Source organism: Pseudomonas sp. PDM26, from assembly GCF_019219185.1.
In the GTDB taxonomy this organism is placed as follows: Bacteria; Pseudomonadota; Gammaproteobacteria; order Pseudomonadales; family Pseudomonadaceae; genus Aquipseudomonas.
Map to the genome: position 1 here is coordinate 409875 of NZ_JAHUWC010000001.1, position 12865 is coordinate 422739.

Below are 12865 nucleotides of genomic sequence, written 5' to 3' on the forward strand. Positions count from 1 at the left end.
CGAAGCGCCCCCAAAAGAGGGACTGCTGCGCAGTCCAACGGGGGCAAGCCCCCTCGCCACAAACATCACTCACCCTATGAATGTCACAGCTTGGTGACATAACCCACCCCCTTCGTTACAAGCCCGCCTTCGTTCGTTGTTTATGCTGCCCCACAGTCATAACAACAAAAAAGGTACGCCATGGACACCTTCCAACCCGCCTTCAGCAGTTGGCTGAACGCACCTGCCCATCAGCAATGGCTCGCTGCCGAAGGCTTGCGCCTGCTGGCCTTCGCCAAGGCTTCGAAGCTGCCTGAAGGCTTCGGCAACCTCGATGAAAAAGGTCGCCTCCCGGCTGATGCGCAAGCCCAGACCATGAACACCGCGCGCATGACCCACAGCTTCGCCATGGCCCATATTCAGGGCTTGCCGGGTTTCGCCGAACTGGTGGATCACGGCGTTGCGGCGTTGCGCGGGCCATTGCGTGATGCGCTGCATGGCGGCTGGTTCGCGGCCGCCGAACATCGCGATGGCAACACCGGCAAGAATGCCTACCTGCATGCTTTCGTGGCGCTGGCGGCAAGTTCTGCGGTGGTCGCGCAACGTCCCGGTGCACAAGCCTTGCTCGATGATGCGATCGACATCATCGACACCTACTTCTGGAGTGAGGAGGAGGGCACGCTGCGCGAGTCCTTCAACCGTGAGTGGAGCGAGGAGGAGGCGTACCGAGGCGCCAACAGCAACATGCACGCCACCGAAGCCTTCCTCGCCCTGGCTGACGTCACCGATGACAACCGCTGGCTGAGCCGTGCCCAACGGATTGTCGAGCGAGTGATCCATAGTCATGCCGCCGCCAACGATTACCTGGTGATCGAGCATTTCGACCGCGACTGGCAGCCGCTGCGGGACTACAACCGCGACAATCCGGCCGACGGCTTCCGCCCCTACGGCACCACACCGGGCCACGGTTTCGAGTGGGCGCGACTGTTACTGCACCTCGAAGCTTCGCGGGTGAGAGCGGGAATGCTCACGCCGGGCTGGCTGGTCACCGATGCGCAAAAACTCTTCGAGAACAATTGTCTCCATGGCTGGAACATCGATGGCGCGCCGGGGATTGTCTACACCCTGGACTGGGACAACAAAGCGGTGGTCCGCCATCGCCTGCACTGGACCCATTGCGAAGCCAGCGCCGCCGCCAGTGCCTTGCTCAAACGCACCGGTGAAGAGCAATACGAACACTGGTACCGCCTTTTCTGGGAGTTCTGTGACAGTCATTTCATCGACCGCGAAAGTGGCAGCTGGCATCACGAACTCGACCCGCAAAACCGCCCGAGTGCCGATATCTGGCCCGGCAAACCTGACCTTTACCACGCCTGGCAAGCCGTGCTGATTCCGCGCCTGGCGCTGGCACCGAGCATGGCCACGGCGCTGGCGCAGTTGTCCCAGAGCGGTTCTATGTAACCATGCGGTGACATTTGCGCATCCCTTCGTTACCTGCGAAGGGATATCCCCTGTTTAAACTCCTATGCAGCGCAAGCAATAGACTTGCATGCATAACAACAAGAAAGGTGCTCCTGGATGAATGCGATTTCTCGCCTCGCTACTGTCATTTCTCTCGCTTCCCTGTCTGCGCTCCCCCTCAGTGTGCTTGCCGCCGAATCCAAAGGTTCCGTTGAAGTCGTTCACTGGTGGACCTCCGGTGGTGAAAAAGCAGCGGTCGATGTCCTGAAGGCTCAAGTCGAAAAAGACGGCTTCACCTGGAAGGACGGCGCAGTCGCCGGTGGCGGTGGTTCCACGGCCATGACCGTACTCAAAAGTCGCGCCGTAGCCGGCAACCCGCCAGGCGTTGCCCAGATCAAAGGTCCGGACATCCAGGAGTGGGGCAGCACTGGCCTGCTCAGCACCGACGCGCTGAAAGAAGTCTCCAAGTCGGAAAACTGGGATGGCCTGCTGTCGAAGAAAGTCTCCGACACCGTGAAGTACGAAGGTGACTACGTCGCCGTGCCGGTGAACATCCACCGCGTCAACTGGCTGTGGATCAACCCGCAAGTGTTCAAGAAAGCCGGGATCGAAAAAGCCCCGACGACCCTCGAAGAATTCTATGCCGCCGGCGACAAGCTCAAAGCTGCGGGCTTCATCGCGCTCGCCCACGGCGGTCAGCCTTGGCAGGACAGCACCGTGTTCGAAGACGTGGTGCTCTCGGTCATGGGCGCCGACGGTTACAAGAAAGCCCTGGTCGACCTGGACCAGAAAACCCTGTCCGGCCCGCAGATGACCCAGTCGTTCGCCGAGCTGAAAAAGATCACCGGCTACATGGACCCGAACCGCGCCGGTCGTGACTGGAACATCGCCGCTGCCGACGTCATCAACGGCAAGGCCGGCATGCAGATGATGGGCGACTGGGCGAAAAGCGAGTGGACTGCGGCGAAGAAAGTCGCCGGCAAGGACTACCTGTGCGTAGCGTTCCCGGGCACCGAAAAAGCCTTCACCTACAACATCGACTCCCTGGCGGTGTTCAAGCTCAAAGCTGATCGCAAGGGCGACATCGCTGCCCAGCAAGACCTGGCCAAAGTGGCGCTGGGCACCGACTTCCAGAAAGTCTTCAGCATGAACAAGGGTTCGATCCCGGTGCGTAACGACATGCTGAACGAAATGGACAAGCTCGGCTTCGACGAGTGCGCGCAGAAGTCGGCGAAGGACTTCATCGCCGACGACAAGACCGGCGGCCTGCAACCGAGCATGGCGCACAACATGGCCACCACCCTGGCCGTGCAAGGCGCGATCTTCGACGTGGTTACCAACTTCATGAACGACAAGGACGCAGACCCGGCCAAGGCCAGCGCCCAACTGGCCTCGGCTGTCAAAGCGGCCCAGTAATCCCTTGGCATTTACCTGAGTGAGTTCCCCCCTTGTGTAGGAGCGAGCTTGCTCGCGATGGAGTGTCAGTAGACATCTGTGCAGCTGACACACCATCGCGAGCAAGCTCGCCCCTACACAAGGGATCGCACTCCGATCCTTACATCTAAACCTGGATTATCCCGATGAGCTCTGTGGCGGTTTTCAGCAAAGCCTCACCGTTCGATGCGCTGCAACGCTGGTTACCCAAGTTGGTACTCGCGCCGAGCATGCTGATCGTGTTGGTAGGTTTCTACGGTTACATCATCTGGACGTTCATTCTGTCCTTTACCAACTCCAGCTTCATGCCGAGCTACAAGTGGGTCGGCCTGCAGCAATACATGCGCCTGATGGACAACGACCGCTGGTGGGTCGCGAGCAAGAACCTCGCGCTGTTCGGCGGCATGTTCATCGGCATCAGCCTGGTGCTGGGTGTGTTCCTCGCTGTGCTGCTGGACCAGCGCATTCGCAAGGAAGGCTTCATCCGCACCGTCTACCTGTACCCGATGGCGCTGTCGATGATCGTCACTGGTACCGCGTGGAAATGGCTGCTCAACCCGGGCCTGGGCCTGGACAAGATGCTGCGTGACTGGGGCTGGGAAGGCTTTCGCCTCGACTGGCTGGTGGATCAGGACCGCGTCGTTTACTGCCTCGTGATCGCCGCCGTGTGGCAAGCCTCCGGGTTTGTCATGGCGATGTTCCTGGCCGGCCTGCGCGGTGTCGATCAGTCGATCATCCGTGCTGCCCAGGTCGATGGTGCGAGCCTGCCGACCATCTACCTGAAAATCGTCCTGCCGAGCCTGCGCCCGGTGTTCTTCAGTGCCTTCATGATCCTGGCGCACATCGCGATCAAGAGCTTCGACCTGGTCGCGGCGATGACCGCGGGCGGTCCGGGTTACTCCTCCGACCTGCCGGCGATGTTCATGTATTCCTTCACGTTCAGCCGTGGCCAGATGGGCATCGGTTCGGCCAGCGCCATGCTGATGCTCGGCGCCGTGCTGACCATCCTCGTGCCGTACCTGTACTCCGAGCTGCGAGGCAAACGCCATGACTAATCAACTCGGCAAACCATCGCTCAGCTTCAGCCGTATCGCGATCTACGCAACCTTGTTGCTGGCCGCTGCGATCTACCTGATCCCGTTGGTGGTGATGCTGCTGACCAGTTTCAAATCCCCGGAAGACATCCGTACCGGCAACCTGTTGAGCTGGCCGACCGTGATCGACGGCATCGGCTGGATCAAGGCCTGGGACGTGGTCGGCGGCTACTTCTGGAACTCGGTGAAGATCACCGTGCCGGCGGTGCTGATCTCGACCTTCATCGGGGCCATGAACGGCTACGTGCTGTCGATGTGGCGCTTCCGTGGTTCGCAACTGTTCTTCGGCCTGCTGCTGTTCGGTTGCTTCCTGCCGTTCCAGACCGTGCTGTTGCCAGCCTCGTTCACCCTCGGCAAGTTCGGGCTGGCGAACACCACCACTGGCCTGGTGCTGGTGCACGTGGTCTACGGCCTGGCGTTCACCACGCTGTTCTTCCGTAACTACTACGTGAGCATTCCGGATGCGCTGGTCAAAGCGGCGCGGCTCGATGGCGCGGGCTTCTTCACGATCTTCCTGAAAATCCTGCTGCCGATGTCGATCCCGATCGTGATGGTCTGCCTGATCTGGCAGTTCACCCAGATCTGGAATGACTTCCTGTTCGGCGTGGTCTTCGCCAGTGGCGATGCCCAGCCAATTACCGTGGCCCTGAACAACCTGGTCAACACCAGCACCGGGGCCAAGGAATACAACGTTGATATGGCCGCCGCGATGATCGCCGGGCTGCCGACACTGCTGGTCTACATATTCGCTGGCAAGTATTTCCTGCGTGGGCTGACGTCCGGCGCGGTCAAGGGGTAGAACATGGCAACTCTCGAATTACGCAACGTCAACAAGACCTACGGCGCCGGTTTGCCGGACACCCTGAAAAACATCGAACTGAAAATCGATGACGGGGAATTCCTGATCCTGGTCGGCCCGTCGGGCTGCGGCAAATCCACGCTGATGAACTGCATCGCCGGGCTGGAAACCATCAGCGGCGGCGCAATCCTGGTGGACGACGCCGACATCAGCGGCATGAGCCCCAAGGATCGCGACATCGCCATGGTGTTCCAGTCCTACGCGCTGTACCCGACCATGAGCGTGCGCGACAACATCGCCTTCGGCCTTAAGATCCGCAAGATGCCCACCGCCGAAATCGACGAAGAAGTCGCTCGGGTTTCCAAGCTGTTGCAGATCGAACACCTGCTCAGCCGCAAACCCGGCCAACTCTCCGGTGGCCAGCAACAGCGTGTGGCGATGGGCCGTGCACTGGCGCGGCGGCCGAAGATTTATCTGTTCGACGAGCCGCTGTCCAACCTCGACGCCAAGCTGCGGGTCGAGATGCGCACCGAAATGAAACTGATGCACCAGCGCCTGAAAACCACCACGGTCTACGTGACCCACGACCAGATCGAAGCCATGACCCTGGGCGACAAAGTGGCGGTGATGAAGGACGGGATCATCCAGCAGTTCGGTACGCCGAAGGACATCTACAACAACCCGGCCAACCTGTTCGTGGCGAGCTTCATCGGTTCGCCGCCAATGAACTTCATCCCGCTGCGCTTGCAGCGCAAGGACGGTCGTCTGGTCGCGCTGCTCGACAGCGGCCAGGCCCGTTGCGAGTTGCCTTTGGGCATGCAGGACGCAGGTCTCGAAGACCGCGAAGTGATCCTCGGCATGCGCCCTGAGCAGATCATCCTGGCCAACGGCGAAGCGAACGGTTTGCCGACCATTCGTGCCGAAGTCCAGGTCACCGAACCGACCGGTCCCGACACTCTGGTCTTCGTCAACCTTAACGACACCAAGGTCTGCTGCCGCCTGGCACCGGACGTGGCGCCGGCGGTGGGCGAGACCCTGACGTTGCAATTCGATCCGGCGAAAGTGCTGTTGTTCGACGCCAAGAGTGGAGAGCGGCTGGGGGTGGCCGGCGTGCCGCAAGCCGAGGCGCACGCTGACAACGTGGCCCGATTCAAAGGCCGCTGAAGAACAAAACTGTAGGAGCGAGCTTGCTCCGGGCGGCGTTCCGACGATGGACTCAAATGCACCGCGTTCACCCAGACGGTGCACGTCATCGTTAACGTCCATCGCGAGCAAGCTCGCTCCTACAGAGGGGGATTCGCAATGGGCGGTCTGTCGCGCATTGCATCGGATGTAACCGCGTTAAAAAAAAGAAAAGTTAATAACAATAAAACGAGGAAGTAGGGATGAAGATGAAGAACAAGGCCCGGTTGATCTGCCAGGTTTCAGCAGCGGCAGCACTGGTTCTGGCCGGCAATGCGATGGCCGATGAAGCATTCAGCTCCGACTCCAAGTGGATGACGGGCGATTGGGGTGGCGAGCGTACCAAGCTGATCGAGCAAGGCATCGACATCAAGATGGATTACGTCGGTGAAGTCGGCGGCAACCTGCATGGCGGTTTCAACGATGACAAGACCGCGCGCTACGCCGATCAGTTCGGCCTGGGCGCGGCGCTGGACCTGAAAAAACTGTTCGGCTGGGATAACACCCAGGCCAAGATCCAGCTCACCAACCGTAACGGTGAGAACATCTCCAACGACCGTATCGGCGATCCGCGTGCTGGCACCTTGAGTTCCTCGCAGGAAGTCTTCGGTCGTGGCCATATGGTCCGTCTGACCCAGTTGTGGATTCAGCATCAGTTCTTCGACAACAAACTGGACGTCAAAGCCGGTTACTTCGGTGAAGGTGAAGACTTCAACACCTTCCCGTGCGAATTCCAGAACCTGGCGTTCTGCGGATCCCAAGTGGGTAACTGGGCCACCAACGTCTGGTTCAACTGGCCGGTCAGCCAGGCGGCGATCCGCGTGAAGTACAACATCAATGACGAGCTCTACGCTCAGATTGGCGCGTACAACCAGAACCCGTCGCAACTGGAACACGGCAACGGCTTCAAGCTCAGCGGCAGCGGTACTGCGGGCACCGTGCTGCCGGTCGAACTGGTCTGGTCGCCGAAGGTCAACAGCCTGCCGGGTGAATACCGTGTCGGTTACTACAAAAGCACTGCCCCTGCCGATGACGTTCTCAAGGACGACAACGGCCAGGACGCAGCGACCACCGGCAAGCCTTTTCGCGTCCACGATAGCAAGCACGGCTACTGGTTCGTCGCGCAGCAGCAACTCACCAGTCACAACGGTGACGCTTCTCGCGGTCTGAACATCGCGGCCAACGCCACCTTCCACGACAAGGACACTAACGTCGTCGACAACTACCAGTCGTTGATGTTCGTGTACAAGGGCCCGTTCGACGCGCGTCCGAAGGATGACGTGGGCATCGGTTTCGCCCGTATCCATGTCAACGATGACGTGAAGAAAAACGCCGAGCTGACCAACGCGGCCAATGGTGTTTCGGAATACGAAAATCCGCTGTTCTCGCCAATTCGTGAAACCGAATACAACTACGAGATCAACTACGGCTTCCACGTGACCAACTGGCTGACCGTGCGTCCCAACCTGCAATACGTCACACACCCCGGTGGTGTGGATGAAGTCGACAACGCGCTGGTGGCCGGCCTGAAAATTCAGTCGGTGTTCTGACGCGTCTGCGATAAGCTTCTCTCCATGTGCGCATATTTGCGGACAGCCATGGCTGTCCGCTTTTTTTTGCAGCAACAAGGTGGGCTTGAGGGGATGCTTTGTGGCGAGGGAGCTTGCTCCCGCCGGGGTGCGAAGCGCCCCCCAAAAAAGGGACTGCTGCGCAGTCCAACGGGAGCAAGCTCCCTCGCCACAAAAATAAGCACAGGCTGTTTGGAGAGATGAGTACACCCATGTTTTTCAGGACCGTGGCACATGCTTGAGCATCCGCTACAACGCTTCTTCAAATCCCTGCGCGAGCGTCCGGTGTTCGCGTGGGAGCGCTATCAGGTGCGCGATGTGCTGGTGATCGATCATCCGTTGTGTCAGGCGGTGTTCAGTCGGCAGGGTGCGCAGTTGCTGCACTTCCAGCCCAAGGGCCAGAAACCCTGGTTGTGGTGCGCGGCGAAGTGGCCGCAGGTCGGCGCCATTCGCGGCGGTGTGCCGGTGTGTTGGCCATGGTATGGCCGGCATCCCAGCGAAAACGCATGGCCGTCCCATGGCTGGGCGCGGTTGCTCGACTGGAAGCTGCTCGACAGCAACAGTGACGACGATGGCGTGCGATTGCACTGGCAGCTGAAGTTGTGCGACTGGCAGGTGGACCTGCACGCGCACCTGGGGGAACGCATGGAACTGCGCCTGAGCACCGAGCATCAGGACGACATGCCGTGCCAGTTGAGCCAGGCTTTGCACGCCTACTGGCGTATTGGCGATGTGAGTGAGATAGCGCTGTCTGGGCTCGAAGGTGCGCAGGGTTACGACCAGTTGAGCCGGCAGGCCTGTCAGCAGGAAGGCGAGTTGCGCGTGGATGGCGGTTGTCAGCGAGTGTTCCAGCATGACGGTGAATTGCAGCTCAATGACCACGCCTGGCAGCGGGCTTTGTGTATCGATACGGGGGATAAGGCCGACACGGTAGTGTGGCATCCCGGCTCGCGGCCATTGCTCGGCGTGACCTGGAACGAGATATCCGAATTTGTCTGTGTCGAAGCGGCGAGTGGCGGTACCGACAGCCTGTGTCTTGCGCCTGGGGAGCGGGCGCATTTGAGTTTGCAGGCGCGGGTGGGGGTGTAAAGAAGATCAAAAGATCGTCCGAACGCGGCCCGAGCCTTCGGCAGCTCCTACACAAGTGCGTATACCTGTAGGAGCTGTCGAGTGGAACGAGGCTGCGATCTTTTACGCGAAGCGTCCTAATTAAACTCATCCCCCACCGGATACCGGCTCGCATTCAAGCTCTCCTTGATCTTACGCAGATGCGGCTGGAAATCCACGCCCCGGCGCAAGGTCATGCCTGTGGCGAGCACGTCCAGCACGGTCAGCTGGATGATCCGCGACGTCATCGGCATGTAGATGTCGGTGTCTTCCGGTAGCGGGATGTTCAGGCTCAGGGTGCTGGCCTTGGCCAGCGGCGAGTTCTCGGCGGTCAGGCCAAGCACCGAGGCGCCGTTTTCCCGGGCGATGCGTGCCACTTCCACCAGTTCACGGGTGCGACCGGTGTAGGAAATGATCACGAACAATTCGCCGGTGTGGGCCACCGAGGCAATCATGCGCTGCATCAGCACATCCGCATGGGCCGTGACGGCCAGGTTGAAACGGAAGAACTTGTGCTGCGCATCCAGTGCCACCGGGGCCGAGGCGCCGAGGCCGAAGAAGTGGATCTGCCTCGCCTGGATCAACAGGTCGACGGCGCGGCTGATCAGGTTCGGATCCAGTGCCTGGCAGGCGCTGTCCAGCGAGGCAATGGCGCTGCCGAAGATCTTCTGGGTGTAGGCCTCCGGATTGTCGTCGGCTTCCACTGCACGGCTGACGTATGCGGCACCACTGGCCAGGCTCTGGGCCAGTTGCAGCTTGAGCTCGGGGTAGCCGCTGACGCCGAACGAACGGCAGAAACGGTTGACCGTCGGTTCGCTGACCGAGGCGGCCTGGGCGAGGGCGGCGATGCTGAAGCGGGTGGCCTGCTGCGGGTTGAGCAGGATCACCTCGGCGACTTTGCGTTCGGCCTTGTTCAGCTCTTCAAGGCGATTCTGGATTTGCTCCAGTAAATTTCGCACGCGGTCCATATAAGTATCCTTGATTCACCGGCACCGATAAGCGCGCGGCTAATGCAAAAAGGGCCTTTGGTGAGGCCCGTCACGGTGGCCTATCCTACTGATGGCTCCGACCGACCACCACTCGCAATCTGTATTTTGCGAAAATGTTGTGGTTATTACTACATTTTCCCTTGAGTGATGCCTTAAAAAAAGGTATTTGTAGCTTAACTTGATAAAAGAACAAACATCATGCTCTCGATTACGGTTGAACCGTGCACCTTTGCCTTGTTCGGCGCCCTTGGCGACCTGGCCTTACGCAAGCTGTTTCCTGCCCTTTATCAACTCGACGGTGCAGGCCTCTTGCACGAGGACACGCGCATCATCGCGCTGGCCCGTGAGGCTGGCAGCGAGCAGGAACACCTGGCGTTCATCACCTCCGAGCTGCGCCGCTATGTCGGTGCCAAAGAGCTGGATGAAGCCGTGGTCGAGCGTTTTCTGGCGCGCCTGAGCTACCTGCACGTCGACTTCCTCAACGCCGAGGATTATGTGACCCTGGCCGAAGTCGCCGGCACCGCACAGCGAGTCATCGCCTACTTTGCGACCCCGGCCGCGGTGTATGGCGCGATTTGCGAGAACCTGGCCAAGGTCGGTCTGGCAGAAAACACCCGCGTGGTGCTGGAAAAGCCCATCGGTTCGGACCTGGAATCCTCGCGCAAGGTCAACGACGCCGTGGCGCAGTTCTTCCCGGAGAACCGCACCTACCGCATCGACCACTATCTGGGCAAGGAAACCGTCCAGAACCTGATCGCCCTGCGTTTCGCCAACAGCCTGTTCGAAACCCAGTGGAACCAGAATTACATTTCCCATGTGGAAATCACCGTGGCCGAGCAGGTCGGCATCGAGGGCCGCTGGGGTTACTTCGACAAGGCCGGCCAGCTGCGCGACATGATCCAGAACCACCTGCTGCAACTGCTCTGCCTGATCGCCATGGACCCGCCGGCCGACCTGTCCGCCGACAGCATCCGTGACGAGAAGGTCAAAGTGCTCAAGGCCCTGGCGCCGATCAGCCCGGAAGGCCTGACCACCCAGGTGGTGCGCGGCCAGTACATCGCCGGCTACAGCGAAGGCAAAGCGGTGCCGGGGTACCTGGAAGAACCTAACTCCAACACCCAGAGCAATACCGAAACCTTTGTTGCCCTGCGCGCCGACATCCGCAACTGGCGCTGGGCCGGCGTGCCGTTTTACCTGCGTACCGGCAAGCGCATGCCGCAGAAGCTGTCGCAGATCGTCATCCACTTCAAGGAACCGTCGCACTACATCTTCGCTCCCGAGCAGCGCCTGCAAATCAGCAACAAGCTGATTATCCGCCTGCAGCCGGACGAAGGCATTTCCTTGCGCGTGATGACCAAAGATCAAGGCCTGGACAAAGGCATGCAGCTGCGCAGCGGTCCGTTGCAGCTGAATTTTTCCGACACCTGGAGCAGCGCACGGATTCCCGATGCCTACGAGCGGTTGTTGCTGGAAGTGATGCGCGGCAATCAGAACCTGTTTGTCCGTAAAGATGAAATCGAAGCCGCGTGGAATTGGTGTGACCAGTTGATCGCCGGGTGGAAAAAATCCGGTGATGCGCCCAAGCCGTATGCGGCCGGGTCCTGGGGGCCGATGAGCTCCATTGCTCTGATCACGCGGGACGGGAGGTCGTGGTATGGCGATATCTGATTTGAAACTGCCGCAGGGCGTCAGCGCCCATGCGTTCAAGAGCCCGGTGCTGCTGGCTGAAAGCCTGGCGCTGAACGTGGCGAAAAAACTGAGCGACGCGATCGAAGACCAGGGCACTGCGACCCTGGTGGTTTCCGGTGGCCGCAGCCCGGTGGCGTTTTTCCAGCACCTGGCCAAACAGACGCTCGACTGGTCGAACGTGGTGATCAGCCTGGCCGATGAGCGCTGGGTGCCGGTGGAGCATGCAGACAGCAACGCCGGTCTGATCAAGCGTTACCTGCTGCAAGGCCCGGCGTCCAAGGCGCAATTCCTGAGCCTGTACAGCGCCAGTGCCAACCTTGAACAGGCGGCCGAGCAGGCCGACCGTTTGTTGTCCGAGATGCCGGTGATCGACGTGCTGATCCTCGGCATGGGCGATGACGGCCACACCGCATCGCTGTTCCCCAACAGCCCGAACCTTGACGAGGCCTTGAAAGTCGACAGCACTCGTCGTTGCTGGCCGATGCTGGCGCCGACCGTGCCGCGTCAGCGCCTGACCATGAGCCGGGCGCTACTGGCCTCGGCCAAACATAAAATCCTGTCGATTTCCGGTTCGTCCAAGCTGACCACCCTGAGTTTCGCGCTGGCCGGTGACGATGTCACCGAAATGCCGGTGCGCGCATTTCTGCAACCCACGTTAGAGATTTACTGGTGCCCATGAGCCAAGGAACAGCCGCTATGACAAACCCATCCCCGACCGTTTCCATGGCGGACAAAGTTGCCCTGATCGACAGCATCTGCGTGAAAGCGCGGATTCTGCCGGTGATCACCATCGCCCGCGAGCAAGACGTTCTGCCGTTGGCCGACGCCCTGGCGGCCGGTGGCCTGACGGCCCTGGAAGTGACCCTGCGTTCGCAATTCGGCCTCAAGGCCATCCAGATCCTGCGCGAGCAGCGTCCGGAGCTGGTGACCGGTGCCGGCACCGTGCTCGATCGCCACATGCTGGCGGCGGCGGAAGCGGCCGGCTCGCAATTCATCGTCACACCGGGCATCACCCGCGACCTGCTGGAAGCCAGCGTCGCCAGCCCGATTCCACTGTTGCCGGGCATCAGCAATGCCTCGGGCATCATGGAAGGCTACGGCCTGGGGTATCGCCGCTTCAAGCTGTTCCCGGCCGAAGTCAGTGGCGGCGTCGCGGCTATCAAGGCTTTGGGCGGCCCGTTCGGCGAAGTGAAATTCTGCCCGACCGGCGGCGTGGGCCCGGCCAATATCAAGAGCTACATGGCGTTGAAAAACGTCATGTGCGTGGGCGGTAGCTGGATGCTCGATCCGGAGTGGATCAAGAACGGCGACTGGGCCCGCATTCAGGAATGCACCGCCGAGGCTTTGGCGCTGCTGGACTGATCGCTTCACCTTACACCTCGTTGTGTGTTCTACGGCTTTACGGTGCGCTTGGTCGGCGCACCGTTTTTTTTGCCCGCGAAAAGTTGAGGCAATTAATACCTGTAGGAGCGAGCTCGCTCGCGAAAAACTTCCAGGCACCGCTGGCTATCGGATTCCCGAGTTATCGTTCACGACCATCGTCGGAACGCCGCCCGGAGCAGG

11 protein-coding genes are annotated in these 12865 nt (G+C 60.3%); 10 read left to right on the forward strand and 1 reads right to left on the reverse strand.

Features of this window, described 5'->3' with window-relative positions:
- Positions 1-180: 180 nt before the first annotated feature.
- From KW849_RS01855 to KW849_RS01885, 7 genes are all read left to right on the forward strand, one after another.
- Positions 181-1440: an AGE family epimerase/isomerase gene (locus KW849_RS01855; RefSeq protein ID WP_218427131.1), complete on the forward strand. Its 1260-nt coding sequence runs from the start codon at positions 181-183 to the stop codon at positions 1438-1440.
- A gap of 117 nt (positions 1441-1557) precedes the next feature.
- On the forward strand, positions 1558-2856 hold the full coding sequence (locus KW849_RS01860) for an ABC transporter substrate-binding protein (protein WP_218427133.1): 1299 nt from the start codon (positions 1558-1560) through the stop codon (positions 2854-2856).
- Positions 2857-3020: 164 nt separating this feature from the next.
- Entirely contained in the window at positions 3021-3929 is a 909-nt protein-coding gene (locus KW849_RS01865) for a carbohydrate ABC transporter permease (protein WP_008032969.1), read from the forward strand.
- Complete coding sequence (locus KW849_RS01870) at positions 3922-4767, forward strand: carbohydrate ABC transporter permease (protein ID WP_218427135.1); 846 nt, start codon at positions 3922-3924, stop codon at positions 4765-4767. Before KW849_RS01865 ends, KW849_RS01870 begins: the two co-directional genes overlap by 8 nt.
- A gap of 3 nt (positions 4768-4770) precedes the next feature.
- Positions 4771-5931: an ABC transporter ATP-binding protein gene (locus KW849_RS01875; RefSeq protein WP_218427137.1), complete on the forward strand. Its 1161-nt coding sequence runs from the start codon at positions 4771-4773 to the stop codon at positions 5929-5931.
- Positions 5932-6152: 221 nt separating this feature from the next.
- Positions 6153-7499 (forward strand): carbohydrate porin, encoded by a 1347-nt coding sequence (locus KW849_RS01880; RefSeq protein WP_218427139.1) that lies wholly within the window; start codon positions 6153-6155, stop codon positions 7497-7499.
- Positions 7500-7751: 252 nt separating this feature from the next.
- Positions 7752-8606, forward strand: a complete 855-nt coding sequence (locus KW849_RS01885) for a D-hexose-6-phosphate mutarotase (RefSeq protein WP_218427141.1) — start codon at positions 7752-7754, stop codon at positions 8604-8606.
- Positions 8607-8722: 116 nt separating this feature from the next.
- Here KW849_RS01885 and KW849_RS01890 read toward each other — a convergent pair whose 3' ends face one another.
- A complete protein-coding gene (locus KW849_RS01890) occupies positions 8723-9583 on the reverse strand; it encodes a MurR/RpiR family transcriptional regulator (protein WP_170948639.1) in 861 nt (286 codons plus the stop codon).
- 228 nt (positions 9584-9811) lie between these two features.
- Here KW849_RS01890 and zwf point away from each other — a divergent pair, with 228 nt between their 5' ends.
- The 3 genes from zwf to KW849_RS01905 are packed head-to-tail and all read left to right on the forward strand — an operon-like array spanning position 9812 to position 12664.
- Complete coding sequence (zwf, locus tag KW849_RS01895) at positions 9812-11281, forward strand: glucose-6-phosphate dehydrogenase (protein WP_218427143.1); 1470 nt, start codon at positions 9812-9814, stop codon at positions 11279-11281.
- Positions 11268-11981, forward strand: coding sequence for a 6-phosphogluconolactonase (gene pgl / locus KW849_RS01900; protein ID WP_218427145.1), 714 nt, complete (start codon positions 11268-11270; stop codon positions 11979-11981). The genes zwf and pgl overlap by 14 nt, the downstream gene beginning before the upstream one ends.
- Before the next feature lie 17 nt (positions 11982-11998).
- On the forward strand, positions 11999-12664 hold the full coding sequence (locus tag KW849_RS01905; RefSeq protein WP_218427147.1) for a bifunctional 4-hydroxy-2-oxoglutarate aldolase/2-dehydro-3-deoxy-phosphogluconate aldolase: 666 nt from the start codon (positions 11999-12001) through the stop codon (positions 12662-12664).
- The last annotated feature ends 201 nt before the right edge of the window (positions 12665-12865 follow it).